The organism is Sphingobium limneticum, assembly GCF_008710165.1.
Taxonomy (GTDB): Bacteria; Pseudomonadota; Alphaproteobacteria; order Sphingomonadales; family Sphingomonadaceae; genus Sphingobium; species Sphingobium limneticum.
The window spans coordinates 93,881-110,912 of the sequence record NZ_VYQA01000009.1 but is presented as its reverse complement, the minus strand read 5'-3'; the positions used below and the strand labels follow the sequence as shown (position 1 = coordinate 110,912).

The following is a 17,032-nucleotide window of genomic DNA, read 5'->3' as shown; positions in this document are numbered from 1 at the left end:
GCAAATGTAAATTTGCTAATTTGCAAATCGCGACTTCGCAAATTAGGAACGGAGTTCAGCGCCGTTCCGGACTCCGGCGAAGGCCGGGGTCCAGTAATCGAACCGCGCGGGCAGGGAAGACTATATGGCACGCGGCAACCGCATCTTCGCAGGTCCTCGCCTGCGCCAGCTTCGTCTGGACCATCGGATGGACCAGGCGACGATGGCGCAGGCACTGGGCATATCCGTATCCTATCTTTCGCAGATGGAAAATGACGATCGTCCCCTGACTGCCAAGGTCAAGGCCGCGCTCGCCAGCGCCTTCCCCACAGACTGGGCCAGTTTCGATAGCCGGGAGGAGGAGCAGCTTCTGGGCGCCTTCACCTATGCGCTGGGCCATCCCGAACTGCCGGGGAACCAGATGGAGCCGGAGCGGATCGAGAAACTGCACCTGCAATTCCCCGAATTCGCGGCGCGCTATGTCGATCTCTACAATGCGCATATGCGTGCCAACGAACGCATCAACATGATCGAGGAGGCGATCGCCAACGATCATGAGGTGCAGGCCCGCCTGCCATGGGAAGCCGCCCGCGACTGGTTCCATGAGGCCGGCAACTATGTCCACGCGCTCGACTGCCTGGCCGAGGAGATGGCGGAAAGCTTCACCCAGGGGCAGGTGCTGGACGAAGGCATGCTGGTGGAGGCGCTCGCTCGTCGCCATGGCATCGAGACGTTGATCGCCGATACCCCCGACAGCGCGCTGCGGGCCTATCGCCCGGCGGAACGCAAGCTGTTCATCAACGCGGCGCTGCCGACCGAAAGCCGCAAGTTCATGCTCGCCCATCAATTGATGATGCTGGAGGGGCAGGCGGTGATCGCCGACGTGGTGAAGAAAGCCGCCCTGCCGGTTCCCGGCGCCGACCGATTGCTGGCGATCGGCCTTGGCAATTATGCGGCGGGCGCGCTGCTGCTGCCCTATGCCGCCTTTCGCGAAGCGGCGCGGACGATGCGCCACGATATCGATCGGATCGCCCGGACTTTCGGCGTCAGCTTCGAACAGGCCTGCCATCGCCTCTCCACGCTGCAACGGCCCGGCCTGCGGGGCATCCCCTTCTTTTTCTGTCGCGTCGACATGGCCGGTAACATCACCAAGCGCCACAGCGCCACCCGCCTGCAATTCGCCCGCTTCGGCGGCGCCTGCCCGCTCTGGAACGTTCATGAGGCAGTGGCCGTCCCCGACCGCATCAACGTCCAGCTCGGCGAAACGCCCGACGGCGTGCGCTATGTGTCCATGGCCAAGGGGTTGGTGAAACCCTCGGGCAGCTACAAGCGCACCCCGCGCCGCTATGCCGTGGTGCTGGGCTGCGAAGTCGCCCATGCCGCCAACTTCGTCTATGCCGATGGCCTGCATCTGGCGGAGGAAGGCGCAGCGACCCCGATCGGCATCACTTGCCGCCTGTGCCCCCGCCAAAGCTGCGACCAGCGCGCCTTCCCGCCGGCCGACCGCCCTATCCATGTCGATCCGGATAATCGCCAGATCGTGCCCTACTGGATCGGGTGAGGAAATTCAGCCGCCCGCCCGCGCCTGCTTTGCAAAGCGGCTTACCATGTCGCGGAAGGTCAGGTCGCTGTCGATCGCGCTATAGACCCGCATCGGTCGCGCGTCGGAGCGATCGCGATAGCTGCCGTCTATATTCAACCAGAGCGTGGGTTTTCGCAGATAGCGGCTGGACGCAGGATCGGGCTGAATCGGCGTCACCAATGCGGTCAACGTCACCAGCGGACTATCACCCAGCACATAGACGTCAGCGTCGGGCATGGGCGGGAAGCCGGGAATGGACGCCAATATCGCGGCCATGCCGTCCAGTTCCGCCTTGAGATAGCGGCCCAAAGGCCCCGTGGCGGCAATGTCCTCGATCTCGGCCATCGAAAACAGCATCTGGCGATAGGCGTCGCGCGGCACCTGCCAGATTTCGATATCGGATTCGTTGAAGATGATCTGCGCCGCGATCGGATCGATCGACAGGTTGAATTCCACCTCCGCCGGTCCGGGCGGGGGGTAGGCCAGGCCGGGATGCTCGCCACCGCCGATCCACACCAGCTTGATGTGTGGCCCGATCTTCGGTTCGGCCAGCCAGGCCAGCGCCAGTTCGGTCAGCCCGGCCCCCGCTGCGTAGACCAGCGGCGCCGTCCGATCCTCGCGCATCGCTTCGCGCACGATCGCCGCCGTCGCGGGGCTGGGCTTCCAGCGATCGCGCGACGCGATGGGCAGTTCCGCCCCTGCAATCGGGGCGTGATGACCGTCCAATTGCATGACCTTCAGCAACGCCCGCGCCTTGGCAGAGCCGGCTGAAGCGGATGTCGGGCCACCAAATTTGGCCGGCAGATGCGATCCGATGATCAGCGGGATATCGACCGACCCGCAAAGCAGATGATGCGCCAATTGGAACAGTCCATCCGGATCGCCCGAAAAATCATTGTCCACGATGACGCTCGCCTGGGCATGCCTCTCTCTCGTGGCGCCGTGCGCCGCCGCCGAAAGGCTCGCCATCAGCGCTGCGGCCGAGATCAGGACGTGGCGACGACAAAGCTCTGTGGACATAGATCCTCTCCCCTTCATGTCGCTCCGTCATGGAAGCGCCGGCCGATGGGGTAAAATATCGATATTGGGCCCTGCCATAGTTACAGCCTATAGGCGCTCCCATCATCCATCGATGACCATCGCTTCATCCAGAAAATCCAGAAAAACCCGCACCCGCGCCGCGGCGCGATCCTCCGCGGCGTAGAGGGCGTGGATATCCTCGCCGTCGCCAGCATTATAATCGGCCAGCACCTCGACCAGCCGCCCCTCGCGCAGGTCGCGCGCGACGTGGAAACGGCCATGTCGCGCAATCCCCGCGCCCGCGACCGCCATGTGCCGCACCACCTCGCCCGAATTGCCGAAGAAGCGCCCCTGCGCCGGCCGCTGCACCAATTTCCCCTTCACCCGGAACGGCCAACTGTCCACCGACCGGCGGAAACTGAAGCGCAGGCAATCATGCGCCTCCAGATCGTCGGGGGTCGCCGGCGTCCCCCGTCGCGCCAGATAATCGGGACTTGCGACCAGCAGCATGCGACTGTGCCCAAGCTTCTTGGCGCGCAAACTGGTGTCGCGCAGCGGCCCGATGCGGATGGCGATGTCCGCCCGCTCCTCGACCAGGTCGACGATATCGTCCGTCAGCGTCAGGTCCACATCCACCGCCGGATGACGTTCGCCGAACCGCGGCAGGATCGGGATCAGGCACTCCATGCCGAACGAGGGCGAAGCGTTGATCCGCAGCAGCCCGCGCGGCCCTTCCCCCTCCATATGCAGGCTGCTTTCGGCGTCATGGATATCGCCGAATATCGCGGTCATCCGGTCGCGATAGACCTGGCCTTCCCGCGTCAGCGCCAGCGACCGGGTGGTCCGCCGCACCAGCGCCACGCCCAGTCGTTGCTCCAGGCGCGCGATGGATCGACTGACCGCCGACGGGGTTAGCCGCAATGCCTTGGCAGCAGCGGCAAAGCTGCCCTCACCCGCCACCATCAGGAAAGTTTCGACGTCGCCGAACCGATTATCCATGATTTCAATTCACTTCTGAAGTGATGTCATTCCCTCTAATCATCAATAAGCAAATATCTATCTACCTGTCCAACTTGCTGTCTCATTCGAAAGGGAAAAGCTCATGGACCTGAAACTCACCGGCAAAACCGCCATCGTGACCGGATCGACCGCCGGCATCGGCCTCGCCATCGCCAGGCGCCTCGCGCAGGAAGGCGTCGCCGTTACCATCACCGGGCGAACCCAAGCCAAGCTGGACGCCGCCGCCGCCGATATCGGACTGCCCGTCAACGCGGTCCTGGCCGATCCCGCCACGGCCGAAGGCGCCGCCGCGTTGATCGCCGCCGTCCCCGCGACCGACATTCTCGTCAACAATCTGGGCATCTACGAAGCCAAGGATTTCGCCGATATCACCGACGAAGACTGGCATCATCTGTTCGAAGTCAATGTGGTGAGCGGCGCTCGCCTTTCCCGCCATTATTTCCCCAGGATGCTGGAAAACAATTGGGGCCGCGTCCTCTTCATCGCCAGTGAAAGCGGCCTGCTGCCCCCGGCCGAGATGATCCATTATGGCATGACCAAGTCGGCGCAACTGTCCATCTCGCGCGGCCTTGCCGAACATACGCGCGGCACCGGCGTCACGGTCAATTCCGTCCTGCCCGGCCCGACCCGGTCGGAAGGGATTGTCGATTTCATTCGCTCCGTGGTGGAAAACAAGGACGCGCCGGAAGCCGAGCGCGAGGCCGAGTTCTTCACCAAGCTGCGCCCGCTCTCGCTCATCAAGCGCCTGATCGAGGCGGATGAGGTCGGCGCGATGGTCGCCTATCTCGCCAGTCCGCTCGCCGCCGCCACCAACGGCGCGGCCGTCCGGGTCGAAGGCGGCATGGTGCCGACGATCGCCTGAACCACGCTATTGCCGTTCGTCCTGAGTAGCCATTGAGCGAAGTCGAAATGCCGTATCGAAGGATCAGTGCTTCGATATGGGTCTTCGACAAGCTCAGCCCCTACTCAGCACGAACGGAGCAGTGACGATCCGGCTTGTGGTAACTGGCCCTGTCGCTCGTCTCATGCCTCCATTAGAGGGATGATGATGAGCGACACGGACAGCCTTTCCCATATCGAAGACGCCCTCCTGGCCGACGGCTATGCCCGCCTGTCCGGCACAGCGATGTTCGACAGGCTGGACATTGCCGAACCGGACTGGGCAGCCTTCGCGCAAAGCTGGAACGCTCTTGGCCCGGATCTCTACATGGCCGATGGTGGACGCTACCGCCGCCGCCGCCATGCCGCTTTCGCGCTGGAACAGGGGCGCTTCACGCGCAAGCCGCATCAGCCCCATTATCAGAGCCGCGACTATAATCCGCTGAACGGCGACGTACAGCGCTGGTTCGATCCGGTCGCGGACGACACGATCGACAGTCCGGTGCTTCAGTCCATCTTCGCCTTCTGTGCCGACAGTTTCGACCCGGCCGCCAAGGGCAATTGGCATGTCGAAATGCACCAGTTCCGGATCGAAGCGAAGCCGGACGAACAGGGGCGCCCGACGCCCGAAGGCATGCACCGCGACGGCGTGGACCATGTGCTGGTCATGCTGGTGGAGCGCCGCAATGTCCGCGAGGGCGTTACTCGCATCGGCGCACCAGATGGCGCGGCGCTGGGGGAATTCACACTAGCGGACCCGGCCGACACGATGCTGATCGACGATCACCGCATCCTGCACGGCGTCACGGAAATTCACCCCGTCGATCCAGACGCGCCAGCCTGGCGCGACGCGCTGGTGGTGACATTTGTGGCCACCGCCTAACCCCTCACATCCGTTCAGTTCGAGCTTGTCGAGAACCACCAGCGCAGTGCTTCCCGCTTCTCGACAAGCTCGAAGCGAACGGATGCTATTTGAGAAGCACCAACTCTTCCGCCATGCTGGGGTGCAGCGCGACGGTGTCGTCGAAATCCTGCTTGGTCAGGCCTGCCTTCACCGCGATCGCGGCGGCCTGCAAAATCTCCGGCGCGTCCGGCCCGATCATGTGCAGCCCGACAACCTTGTTGGTCGTCGCATCCACGATCATCTTGTAAAGCGCCCGTTCCTGACGCCCGGCCAGCACATTCTTCATCGGCCGGAAATCGGATGTATAGACTTTCACCGTGCCATATTGGTTCTTGGCCTGCGCCTCGGTCAGGCCCACGCCGGCCAGCGGCGGATGGCTGAACACGGCGGACGGAACGCAGCTATAGTCCACCTTGCGCTTATTGTCGCCAAAGACGGTGTCGGCAAAGGCATGGCCTTCCCGGATCGCCACTGGCGTGAGTTGCAGCCGGTCGGTGACGTCACCCACGGCATAGATGCTCTCGCAGCTCGTTTGGCTATAATCGTCGACCTTGATCGCGCCCTTCTCGGTCAACTCGACCCCGGCCGTCTCCAGCCCCAGCCCATCGACATGCGGCTTGCGGCCCGTAGCGAACAGCACGACATCGGCCGTCACCGGATCGCCGCCTTCGATATGGACGCACAGCGTGCCGTCTTCCTTCTTCTCGATCTGCTCCATCTTCGCATTGAAGCGGAAATTGATCCCCTTCGTCATGCTGATCTGGAGCAGGCGATCGCGGATCTGCTCGTCATAGCCGCGCAGCAGATCGCTGCCGCGATTGACCATCGTCACATGGCTGCCGAACTGGTGGAAGATGCCGGCAAATTCATTGGCGATATAGCCGCCGCCCACGATCACGATCCGCTGGGGGCATTCGTCCAGATGGAACACCTCGTTACTGGTGATGCCATGTTCGGCGCCGTCCAGATCGGGGACGATCGGCCAGGCACCGGTCGCGACCAGGATCACCTTGGCCGTCACTTCGCGCCCGCTGGCCAGCTTGATGCCATGCGGTCCGGTGATGGTCGCGCGCTCGCGGATCACCTCGACCTTATGGCTGCTCAGCGTATTGCCATACAGCCCCTCCAGCCGATCGACATCGGCCAGCACATTGTCACGCAACGTGGTCCACTCAAAGCCACATTCCGGCACGTCCCAGCCGAAGCGGCGGGCGTCCTTCAGATCCTCGGCGAAATGCGCGCCGTAGATGAGCAGTTTCTTGGGCACGCAGCCGCGAATGACGCAGGTGCCGCCGACCCGAAATTCCTCGGCCACAGCAACCTTCGCGCCATGCGCCGCCGCGACGCGGGAGGCGCGCACACCACCCGATCCTGCCCCGATGACGAAAAGGTCGAAATCATATCCGCTCATGCTTGGCCTCCGCTTATCGAGGCGGGATATGGCGGGTGTAGGCGCTAGTTACAAATGGGAATATTGTTGCTGGTACCCAAACCACCTCCGTTCGCTTCGAGCGTGTCGAGAAACGGAAGCGCTGCACTGGCGTCTCCCGACTTCGCTCGAAACGAACGGCCGTGTTGGTTATTCGCCGCCCAGCGCCAACTCGATCAGCGCCATGGTCGACGGGTCGAAGCCAGTCGCCCCATCGGCTTCGATCGACTTGGCGATTTCCTTCCCCAGTTCCACGCCGAACTGGTCGAAGGGATTGATCCCCATCAACACGGCATTGGCGAAGGTGCGATGCTCATAGAAAGCGATCAGCGCGCCCAGCGCTTCGGGGGTCACATCGTCCAGCAGGATGGTGGTCGACGGCCGGTTGCCGGGATAGGCGCGCGCCGGATCGTCCGCATTCTCCTTGCCGCGCAGCAACGCCGCGCCCTGTGCGAAGCAGTTGACCAACAGTGCGCGGTGATGCGCCGGGTCCAGCACATGGCCCGGCTCGATCGAGGCGATGAATTCGACCGGAGAAATCACCGTACCTTGATGCAGCAGTTGGAACACCGCATGCTGCGCGTCGGTGCCCACCCCGCCCCAGGTGATCGGTGCGGTCGGTCCCACGACCGGCTGATTGTCGCGGGTCACGCTCTTGCCGTTGCTCTCCATCTCCAACTGCTGGAGATAGGAGGGCAGCAGCGCCAGCCGCTCGTCATAAGCGAACAAAGCGCGCGTCTGATAACCCTGCACCCGTGCATAATATTGATCGACGAACGCCGCGATCAGCGGCGCATTTTCGGCCAGCGGGGACAGGCGGAAATGGCGATCCATCGCCGCCGCGCCCTCCAGCAGGCTTTCGAACGCGTCCCAGCCCAGCGCCATCGCGGCCGGAAAACCGATGGACGACCAGAGCGAATAACGCCCGCCCACGCTCTCGGCAAAGGGCAGGATGCGGGTTTCGTCCACGCCCCATTCCATCGCCTTTTCCGGCGCGGCAGTCAGTGCGATCACCTTGCCATAGGGGTCGTCAACGCCGGCCTCGACCATCCAGTTGATCGCGCTCGCCGCGTTCAGCATCGTCTCACTGGTGGTGAAGGTTTTGGACGCGATCGCGATCAGGGTCGTGTGCGGATCGAACCCTTCGAGCGCCCGCTCCAGCGCGGTGCCGTCCACATTGGACACGATCGCCACATCATAGCGCACGCCATCGCCGTCCAGCGCATCGACGATCAGCTTGGGGCCAAGCGCGGACCCGCCGATGCCGATATGCAGAATATGGCGGACTTCGCCCAGCGCGCCCGCCTCAATCGCGTCGACCAGGCCGCGCATCCGCTGATGCAGCATCTTGGCATGGGCGACGCTGTCGGCATTGCCCTCACCGCGTTCGGCGGGATGTTCGGCGGCGCGGCCTTCGCTGTTGTTGACAGCCTGCCCAGCGAACAGCGCGTCGCGCCATCCGGCAAAATCCTGCTCCTGCGCCAGGTCAAGGAAACCGGCCAGCAGATCGTCGGTCAGATGGGTCTTGGACCAGTCGAACCGGATCGGTCCCTGGCTCAGCACCAGCTTGGACAGGCGATCGGTATCGGTGGTGAAAATGGATTTGAGGTCGGCTTTGGGCAGCGCCGCGATGGCGGCCAAAGAACTCGGCTGTGCAGGGCTGGTCATGCAATTTCCTCTATGACGTTGGTCGATATCGACGCTGCACCGGTCGATTCCCGCTATGCTTAGCCCAAAGCGGCGCGCTTTGCATCGGCAAGGACCGCTTGACGCGTCCTGTAACAGGCTCCACAAGCCGCCTCGGCCGCTTTATCGGCTCATGTAAGGGACCAGACGACATTCCATGACTGCCAAATCGGAAACGCGGGACTTTCTCTGGTTTCTCGCCAAGCTCGGGCTGTTCGTCTTCATCCTGCGCAGCTTCATCATTTCGCCGTTCAACATTCCGTCGGAATCCATGCAGCCGCGCCTGCTGATCGGCGACTATCTGCTGGTGGCCAAATGGCCCTATGGCTATTCGCGCTATTCGCTGCCGTTCAGCATCCCGCTAATCCCCGGCCGCATCCTGGCGTCCACGCCGGAGCGTGGCGACGTGGTGGTGTTCAAGGCGCCACCGACGCAGAAGAATGATTATATCAAGCGCGTGATTGGCCTGCCCGGTGATATGATCGCGGTGCGCGGCGGGACCGTCTATCTGAACGGACAGGCCATCCCCAAGCAGAAGGTCGCCGACCTGGTCATCCCGGTCACGCCCAACATGGTCGATGCCGCGACGAAGGAAGGCGCGCCCTCCCCCTGCTATCGCCCCGATTTCGAGGAAGCAGCCCCCGATGGCGGCAAACAATGCCGCTATCCGCAGTTCCGCGAGACGCTGCCCGGCGGGAAAAGCTACAATGTCCTCGACCTGCTGCCCGACGGCGCGGCTGACGATCGCGACACCGTGCTGGTGCCGCAGGGTCATCTCTTCATGATGGGCGACAATCGCGATCGCAGCGCCGACAGCCGTTTCCCGGCGGTTGAAGGCGGCGGCATCGGCCTCGTCCCCGAAGAAAATCTGGTGGGCAAGGCGGTGATTTCCGTCTTCTCGACCGATGGTAGCGCCAACTGGCTGCTGCCCTGGACCTGGTTCACCGCCGCGCGGTGGAGCCGGATCGGGGAAGGCTTTTGAGCAAGCCTGACACTGCATCCTGGCTGAAGGCCCTGATCGGCCGCGCACCGACCAACCCTACGCGGTTCGAACAGGCGCTGACCCATGGCAGCGCCAAGGCGGTCAATTATGAGCGTCTGGAATTTCTGGGCGACCGCATCCTGGGCTTGCTGATCGGCGAATGGCTGTTTGACCGGTTCACCGACGAACCCGAAGGCAAGCTGTCGCGCCGTTTCAATGCGCTGGTTTCGGGAGAAACCTGCGCCGAAGTCGCGCGCACCGCCGGCGTCCCCATCCATCTGGTGCTGGGCAAGCAGGCCCGCGACGATGGCGCCGCCGACAGCGACAATGTGCTGGGTGACGTGATGGAGGCGCTGATCGGCGCGCTTTATCTGGAAGGCGGGCTGGAGGAAGCGCGCGCCTTGGTTCGCCGCCTGTGGGGCGACCGGGTCGATACCCAGACCAGCGCGCCCCGTCACCCCAAATCCTATCTTCAGGAATGGGCCGCCGCCAACAAGCGCAAGCCGCCCGAATATGTGCTGACCGACCGATCCGGCCCGCACCACGCGCTGCGCTTCACCGTGACCGTCTCGATCAAGGGCGCGGGCGAAGCGGTGGCGACGGGTGGATCCAAGCAGGAAGCGGAAACGGCAGCGGCCAAAGCCCTGCTGGAAAAACTGGCGGGTTAGGTCCAGCTTCCTCTCAAAGCATAAAAGGCCTACAACATCATCGTCATCCCGGGCTTGACCCGGGATCCCGGCTTTCGTCGGGATGACGAGCTCGCGATAGGCGAACGGAGTTTAATTTGGAAAGTTCGGAATTGCAGTCATCCCAGCGCTGCGGCGTCATTGCCATAGTCGGCGCGCCCAATGCGGGCAAGTCCACGCTGGTGAATGCGCTTGTGGGGCAGAAGGTGGCGATCACCAGTCCCAAGGCGCAGACCACCCGCACCCGCGTGATGGGCGTCGCGATCGAGGGCGACGCGCAACTGGTGCTGGTCGATACGCCCGGCGTCTTCGCGCCCAAGCGCCGGCTGGACCGCGCCATGGTGCAGGCTGCCTGGGGCGGCGCGCAGGGCGCGGACCTGATCGCGATGGTCATCGACGGCAAGGCGGGCCTTGGCCCCAAGCTGGAGCCGATCATCGAAGCGCTCAAGCATCGCACCGAACGCAAGTGGCTGATCATCAACAAGGTGGATATCGCCACCAAGGAACGGCTGCTGGTCCACACGCAAAAGCTGAACGATCAGCTGGGTTTCGACGAAATCTATTTCGTGTCGGCCGGGACCGGCGATGGCCTGCCCGAACTCAAGACCGCCTTTGCGAACGCGATGCCGGAAGGTCCGTGGCACTTCCCTGAGGATCAGGTGTCGGACGCCACCGACCGCATGCTGGCGGCCGAAATCACCCGCGAACAGCTCTATCACCAGCTGCATGCCGAACTTCCCTATGCCGCCGCGGTCGATACCGAGCAGTATAAGGAGCGCGACGACGGTTCGGTCGAAATCCATCAACAGATCCTGGTCGGCCGCCCGACCCAGCGCGCGATCGTGCTGGGCAAGGGCGGGCAACGGCTGAAGGAAATCGGGTCGAAGGCCCGCGCCGAACTGGCCAATCTGCTGGGCGTGAAGGTTCACCTCTACCTCCACGTCAAGGTGAAGGAAGATTGGGAGGATGATCGCGGCATCTATCGCGATATCGGATTGGACTGGGTCGAATGACGAAAGGCGAGATAAGGTAAATCCATCCTTTACCTTATCTCGTTACGGCCCCGTTGCATGGGTCCGAAGCAGAAAATCGTCTTTGCCGTCGGCGTCTCTGTTTTCGGGACGATCATCATCATGGCCATCGTGTCGGCCATCCCCGGCATGTTCATCCCGCTACGCTATTTCGGCGTCGGCATTTTCTGCTCGGGCAGCATATCGACCCCAGTCTGCGTGCTGCTCGTTCGCCAGGGGGAAGAAAATCGCCGGTTGCGTCAGGAACTGGAATTGCGCGTGGCCGAACTGGCGCGGCTGGCCGACATTGACGGGCTGACCGGCCTGCTGAGCCGCAACGCCTTCTTGAACCGGGCGGGGCAGGTCCACCGGCAGCCTGACAATTGGTATCTGCTGATCGATATCGATCATTTCAAACGCTTCAACGACGATCATGGCCATCAGACCGGCGATGCAGTGCTGCATGACGTGGCCCGTGCCATCGCCGATGCTCTGCGCCCGACCGACCTTTGCGGACGGCTGGGCGGCGAGGAATTTGCCGCCTGCCTGATCGACTGTAACGAGGATCAGGCAGAGCGACGGGCCGAGCTCGTGCGCATATCGATCCAGTCGCTGCGGGTCCGCGCGCCCACGGGCGGAACGGTCCGCGTCACCGCCAGCATCGGTCTGAGCGCGTCCGATCCGGCCCAGCCGATCGAGGCCAGCCTGCATCTGGCCGACCTCGCAATGTATGCCGCTAAGACGGGCGGTCGCAACCAGGTGCGCCGCGCCGCCTGAGCGGATTGTTTATTCGGCCGTTTCGGCCGCTGCAGCTTTCTTTTTAGCCGGTGCTTTCTTGGCGGCAGGCTTCTTGGCTGCGGGCTTCTTTTCGGCCGCATCCTTTTTGGGCGCGGCCTTCTTCTTGGCTGGGGCCTTTTTGCCCTTCTTGGCCGGTGCCGCTGCGGCGCGCGCGTCGATCAACTGCGCCGCTTCCTCCAGCGTCAGCTGATCCTTGTCCACCGTCTTGGGCAGCGTCGCATTGGTCGTGCCATCGGTGACATAGGCGCCATAGCGGCCTTCCATCAGCTTGATCTCGGCCTCGGTACGCGGATGCGCGCCCAGTATCTTCAGCGGCTCGCGCCCGCCGCTCGACCGGCCACCCCGGTTCGCGGCTTCGGCCAGCTTCACGACGGCGCTGTTCATGCCGACCTCGAAAATCTCGGCCGTGTTCGCCAGACGCCCATATTTGCCGTCGTGCAGCAGATAGGGGCCAAAGCGCCCGATATTGGCCACGATCGGCTTGCCCGTCTCCGGATGCAGACCGACCTCACGCGGCAGGCTCAACAGCTTGACCGCCCAGTCCAGCGTCATCTCGCCATCGGGCAGATCCTTGGGAATGGAGCCACGCTTGGCCTCCTTGCCCTCCCCCATTTCGATATAGGGACCAAAGCGGCCGGATTTCCTGACGATATCCTGCCCGGTTTCGGGATGCTGGCCCAATATTTCCGGGCCCGTATCCGCACCTTCGCTGCCGCCCGGCTGACCGAATTTGCGGGTATATTTGCACTCGGGATAGTTGGAGCAGGCAATGAACGCCCCGAACCGACCGCCACGCAGCGACAATTGCCCATCCGCGCACAGCGGGCAGGCACGCGGATTGCTGCCGTCTGCCTTGGGCGGAAACAGCATCGGCTCCAGAAACTTGTCCAGCTCCGCCGTGATGTCGGACGGCTTCTGCTCCATGATCTCGGCCGTCTTGGGCTTGAAATCGCGCCAGAAGGCTTCCAGCACGGCCTGCCACTGGGCACGGCCGCCGGAAATATCGTCCAGCTCGTCTTCCAGTCCCGCCGTGAAATCATAGGACACATAGCGTTCGAAGAAGCGTTCCAGAAACGCCGTGACCAGCCGTCCGCTTTCCTCGGCGAAGAATCGGTTCTTCTCGATCCGCACATAGTCGCGGTCTTTCAGCACCTGAAGCGTGGAAGCATAGGTGGACGGACGCCCGATCCCCAATTCTTCCAGACGCTTGACCAGCGACGCTTCGGAATAGCGCGGCGGCGGCTGGGTGAAATGCTGGTCGGCCGTGACTTTTTTCTTGGCCGGCACATCGCCCTCGCTCATGCGCGGCAGCAGCTTGCTGTCGTCGTCATCGCTGTCATCCCGTCCCTCTTCATAGAGCGCAAGGAAACCAGGGAAGATCACCACCTGTCCGGTGGCGCGCAGCGCATGCTGGCCGGTCTGTTCGACCAGATCGATCGTCGTGCGTTCCAGCCGGGCCGACGCCATCTGGCTTGCCAGCGCCCGCTTGAAGATCAGGTCGTACAGGCGCGCATGATCGCCCGACCCTACCTTGTCACGATGAAACTCGGTCGGGCGAATAGCCTCGTGCGCTTCCTGCGCATTCTTGGCCTTGGTCTGATATTGGCGCGGCTTTTCGGGCAGATATCCGCCGTCATAGCGCTCCGCGATCGCCTTGCGCGCGGCGGAAATGGCGCTGCCGTCCATCTGCACGCCGTCGGTACGCATGTAAGTGATCGCGCCGTCTTCGTAGAGCTGCTGCGCGATCCGCATCGTGTGGCTGGCGGAGAAACCCAGCTTGCGCGCGGCTTCCTGCTGCAAGGTCGACGTCGTGAACGGCGCAGGAGGATTGCGGCTGACCGGCTTCGTCTCGACCTTGTCGACGGTAAAGCGCCCGGCTTCCACATCGGCCTTGGCCGCCATGGCGTCGCCTTCCTTGCCGATGGTCAGGCGCTCGATCTTCTCGCCCTTCCAGCGGACGAGGCGCGCGGTAAAGCCCTGCCCGCCCTGCTCCATTTCGGCCGCGACCGACCAATATTCCTGCGGCGTAAAGCTCTCGATCTCACGCTCGCGCTCCACCACCAGCCGCAAAGCGACCGATTGCACACGACCGGCCGACTTCGCGCCAGGCAGCTTGCGCCACAGCACCGGCGACAGGGTGAAGCCCACCAGATAGTCGAGCGCGCGGCGCGCGCGGTACGCGTCGATCAGATCCTCGTCCAGCGCGCGGGGCTTGGCCATCGCGTCCAGCACGGCCGCCTTGGTAATGGCGTTGAACGTCACCCGCTCCACGACCGACGGCAGCGCCTTCTTGGCGCGCAGCACTTCCTGCACATGCCAGCTGATCGCCTCCCCTTCGCGATCAGGGTCAGTCGCCAGGATCAATCGCGTCGCCTTCTTGGACGCGTCGGCAATGGCTTTCAGCTGCTTGCCCTTGTCGCCATAATTTTCCCACGACATGGCAAAGCCGTCGTCCGGGTCCACCGATCCGTCCTTGGCCGGCAGGTCGCGGATATGACCGTAGCTGGCGAGGACGTGGAAATCGCCGCCCAGATATTTCTCGATGGTCTTCGCCTTGGCGGGCGATTCGACGATGACAAGTTGCATTCAGGCCCCGGCTTGGAAATCTCTCACGTACACGCGCGAGTCTGTAGGGTGGTGGCGGGGCGCGTCAACCCAGTCATTACCGGACGCTATTCCCGCCTCAGGCAAAGATATCGGCCAGGGCGCTCTCGTCCGCGTCACCCGACAGCGTCAGATAGGCCAGAGTCCAGCATATGCCGCTCAGGATCGTCGCGCCGGCTGCCATCAGGTTGACGAGCATGTTGAACGGCAGCGAATCCAGACTTTGATCGCCAATCATGACGGATATCAGCCCACCGACCAGGATCATGACGATCAGGAACGGTGTCCAGATCAGTAGACCCAGCCCCAATATCCGCCAGCGGTTGCCCTGCGTCAGCTGGCTGCTGCGCCCCATCGCCTCCGATACGCTCAGATCCTCGCGCAGCAGGGCCGGCAGGCCGACCGCCCAGCGAGCCAGCATCATCAGCCCCGGCACGATCAGCAGGAGCAACCCGAAGATGACGGCCAGGTTGGTAAGCAGGCTGAAACCGAAAGCCGCACCGAAACGCGGCCTGATCGCGACGCCAGGCAACCGCGCCTGTAACGTGTGGAAAACCGCCAGCACCGACAGGAAGAACAGCGCGACATTGCCGATCATGTTGCCGGCCCGCGGCGCATAGGTGTCCACCGCGCCACCCAGGGCCGCCATCACCAGCGCCATGGCGCCATAGCGACCGATATTGTCGGTTATCGCCACCATGGCGGCCGACAATGTCCCGCCAATATCCAGACGTTGTGCAGCATCGCTCATGACAGGGATATCTTTCCTCCTGAATGACGGTCGGTCCGCCCCGCCAATTCCAGTTCCAGCAGCACCGTCTGCACCACGCCCGGCGACAGGCCGGACAGGCGGATGACTTCGTCGATCGGCACCGGCGCGGATCCCAGCAGGCCGATCACCGTCGCTCGCTCCTGTTCGGCTACATCGCTCGACACCGGTTGCCCGATAAAGTCGAAACTCTCCTGCCGCACCATGCGCGGGTCGATGCTGCCCACCGCTTCCAATATGTCGGCGGCATGCTGGATCAGGATCGCGCCGTCGCGGATCAACTGGTTGCATCCCTGCGCGCGCGGATCGAGCGGGGATCCCGGCACGGCCATCACCTCTCGCCCGGCCTCGGCCGCCAGTCGTGCGGTGATGAGCGAACCGGATTTCGGCGCCGCCTCCACCACCACCGTACCCAGCGCTAGTCCCGCGATGATGCGATTGCGCGCCGGGAAATGTCGGGCCAATGGCTGGGTACCGGGTGGATGCTCGGTCACGACCAGTCCCTGTCCGGCGATCTGCTCTTGAAGCGCAGCATTTTCCGGCGGGAAGGCGATGTCGATGCCGCATGCGATCACCGCGATCGTTCCGCTGTCGATCGACCCGCGATGCGCCTCCGTATCGATGCCGCGCGCCAGCCCGGACACGGTGATCGCACCGCGCTGCCCCAGATCCTGCGCCAGGCTGCGGGCGAAGCGGCAGGCGGCGGCCGACGCATTGCGCGCGCCGACGATGGCGATGCACTGCCCGGCGGCCAGCGCCGCATCACCGCGCAGGATCAGCGCCGGCGGTGCCCCGTCGAACGCCTCCAGCAGCGCGGGATAATCGGCGTCGCCCATCAGCAGATAGCGGGCGCCCAGCGCGCGGCTTTGCGCGATTTCCTTTTCCACCGTGCCGGCATCGGCCACGGTTGCCCGCCCGCCGCCGCGCGCCGCCAGATCGGGAATGGCGCGCAGCGCTTCGGTTGCCGTACCGAAGCGGGCGAGCAATTGTCGATAGCTGACCGGACCGATCCGGGGGGAGCGGATGAGCCGCAGCCGGTCGAACCGCTCCCGCTCACTCATTCGGTGGCGGCGCCTTTGGAAGTGCCGATCTTGGGCTCCTCACCCTTCATCAGCCGGCTGATATTTGCGCGATGCCGCCACAGCACGATCAGCGCAAGCGCGAGGGCGACCGGCACCAGGTCGATCCGCCCGAACGCCCACATGGCGATCGGCGCACTGATCGCCGCCGCCATGCCGCCGACCGACGACCATTTGGTCCCGAACAGCGCCGCCAGCCAAACCGCCGCAAAGATACAGCCGGCCGGCCAGAACATCGCCGTCACCACGCCCATCATCGTCGCCACGCCCTTGCCCCCGGCAAAGCGCAGCCACACGGGATAGCAATGGCCGATAAAAGCCATTGCGCCTGCCATGGGTCCGCCACCATCGACCAGCCAGGCGCTGATCAGCACCGCCGCCGCGCCCTTGAGCAGGTCCAGCAGCAAGGTCGCTGCCGCCAGCCCCTTGCGCCCGGTGCGCAGCACATTGGTCGCGCCGATATTGCCCGACCCGATCTGCCGCAGGTCGCCGGCACCGGTGACACGGGTCAGGATCAGGCCAAAGGGGATGGAGCCGAGCAGATAGCCCAGCACGAGCACGAAAGCGGGAAGAAGCCAGGGAGGTGTCATGCAATTCGCCAGTAA

The 17,032-nt window shown here is 63.7% G+C and carries 15 protein-coding genes; 7 read left to right on the top strand and 8 right to left on the bottom strand.

The features are described from left to right. The first annotated feature begins 124 nt into the window (after positions 1 to 124). A complete protein-coding gene (locus tag F4U95_RS13455; protein WP_120250096.1) occupies positions 125 to 1,540 on the top strand; it encodes a helix-turn-helix domain-containing protein in 1,416 nt (471 codons plus the stop codon). Between the two features lie 6 nt (positions 1,541 to 1,546). Here F4U95_RS13455 and F4U95_RS13450 read toward each other — a convergent pair whose 3' ends face one another. Both F4U95_RS13450 and F4U95_RS13445 read right to left on the bottom strand, forming a co-directional pair. Further along, positions 1,547 to 2,581, bottom strand: coding sequence for a nucleoside hydrolase (locus F4U95_RS13450; RefSeq protein ID WP_150426019.1), 1,035 nt, complete (start codon positions 2,579 to 2,581; stop codon positions 1,547 to 1,549). 102 nt (positions 2,582 to 2,683) lie between these two features. Then, the gene (locus tag F4U95_RS13445; RefSeq protein ID WP_150426018.1) at positions 2,684 to 3,580 is read right to left on the bottom strand and encodes a LysR family transcriptional regulator; all 897 of its coding nucleotides are present in this window, start codon (positions 3,578 to 3,580) and stop codon (positions 2,684 to 2,686) included. 103 nt (positions 3,581 to 3,683) lie between these two features. Between F4U95_RS13445 and F4U95_RS13440 the strand changes: the two genes are divergently transcribed. Continuing rightward, complete coding sequence (locus F4U95_RS13440; RefSeq protein ID WP_150426017.1) at positions 3,684 to 4,463, top strand: SDR family NAD(P)-dependent oxidoreductase; 780 nt, start codon at positions 3,684 to 3,686, stop codon at positions 4,461 to 4,463. Between the two features lie 186 nt (positions 4,464 to 4,649). Beyond that, positions 4,650 to 5,363: a 2OG-Fe dioxygenase family protein gene (locus F4U95_RS13435; RefSeq protein WP_150426016.1), complete on the top strand. Its 714-nt coding sequence runs from the start codon at positions 4,650 to 4,652 to the stop codon at positions 5,361 to 5,363. Positions 5,364 to 5,448: 85 nt separating this feature from the next. On the opposite strand, the gene gor is transcribed toward F4U95_RS13435, so the two are convergent. Continuing rightward, the gene (gor, locus tag F4U95_RS13430) at positions 5,449 to 6,795 is read right to left on the bottom strand and encodes a glutathione-disulfide reductase (RefSeq protein WP_150426015.1); all 1,347 of its coding nucleotides are present in this window, start codon (positions 6,793 to 6,795) and stop codon (positions 5,449 to 5,451) included. A 168-nt stretch (positions 6,796 to 6,963) separates the two neighbouring features. After that, positions 6,964 to 8,481: a glucose-6-phosphate isomerase gene (gene pgi, locus F4U95_RS13425; protein ID WP_150426014.1), complete on the bottom strand. Its 1,518-nt coding sequence runs from the start codon at positions 8,479 to 8,481 to the stop codon at positions 6,964 to 6,966. 175 nt (positions 8,482 to 8,656) lie between these two features. Between pgi and lepB the strand changes: the two genes are divergently transcribed. The 4 genes from lepB (at position 8,657) to F4U95_RS13405 (ending at position 11,954) form a co-directional block, all read left to right on the top strand. After that, positions 8,657 to 9,481: a signal peptidase I gene (lepB, locus tag F4U95_RS13420; protein WP_150426013.1), complete on the top strand. Its 825-nt coding sequence runs from the start codon at positions 8,657 to 8,659 to the stop codon at positions 9,479 to 9,481. Further along, positions 9,478 to 10,149, top strand: coding sequence for a ribonuclease III (gene rnc, locus F4U95_RS13415; RefSeq protein WP_120250091.1), 672 nt, complete (start codon positions 9,478 to 9,480; stop codon positions 10,147 to 10,149). The genes lepB and rnc overlap by 4 nt, the downstream gene beginning before the upstream one ends. Positions 10,150 to 10,265: 116 nt before the next feature. Then, positions 10,266 to 11,180 (top strand): GTPase Era, encoded by a 915-nt coding sequence (gene era / locus F4U95_RS13410; protein WP_150426012.1) that lies wholly within the window; start codon positions 10,266 to 10,268, stop codon positions 11,178 to 11,180. A gap of 57 nt (positions 11,181 to 11,237) precedes the next feature. Next, the gene (locus tag F4U95_RS13405; RefSeq protein ID WP_120250090.1) at positions 11,238 to 11,954 is read left to right on the top strand and encodes a GGDEF domain-containing protein; all 717 of its coding nucleotides are present in this window, start codon (positions 11,238 to 11,240) and stop codon (positions 11,952 to 11,954) included. Between the two features lie 9 nt (positions 11,955 to 11,963). Here F4U95_RS13405 and topA read toward each other — a convergent pair whose 3' ends face one another. The 4 genes from topA to plsY all read right to left on the bottom strand — a co-directional run bounded on the left by topA (position 11,964) and on the right by plsY (position 17,017). Beyond that, positions 11,964 to 14,561: a type I DNA topoisomerase gene (topA, locus tag F4U95_RS13400; protein WP_150426011.1), complete on the bottom strand. Its 2,598-nt coding sequence runs from the start codon at positions 14,559 to 14,561 to the stop codon at positions 11,964 to 11,966. A 97-nt stretch (positions 14,562 to 14,658) separates the two neighbouring features. Then, positions 14,659 to 15,330 (bottom strand): glycerophosphoryl diester phosphodiesterase membrane domain-containing protein, encoded by a 672-nt coding sequence (locus F4U95_RS13395; protein WP_150426010.1) that lies wholly within the window; start codon positions 15,328 to 15,330, stop codon positions 14,659 to 14,661. Continuing rightward, entirely contained in the window at positions 15,327 to 16,409 is a 1,083-nt protein-coding gene (dprA, locus tag F4U95_RS13390) for a DNA-processing protein DprA (protein WP_150426009.1), read from the bottom strand. The genes F4U95_RS13395 and dprA overlap by 4 nt, the downstream gene beginning before the upstream one ends. Further along, on the bottom strand, positions 16,406 to 17,017 hold the full coding sequence (plsY, locus tag F4U95_RS13385; protein WP_150426008.1) for a glycerol-3-phosphate 1-O-acyltransferase PlsY: 612 nt from the start codon (positions 17,015 to 17,017) through the stop codon (positions 16,406 to 16,408). Before plsY ends, dprA begins: the two co-directional genes overlap by 4 nt. Positions 17,018 to 17,032 lie beyond the last annotated feature (15 nt).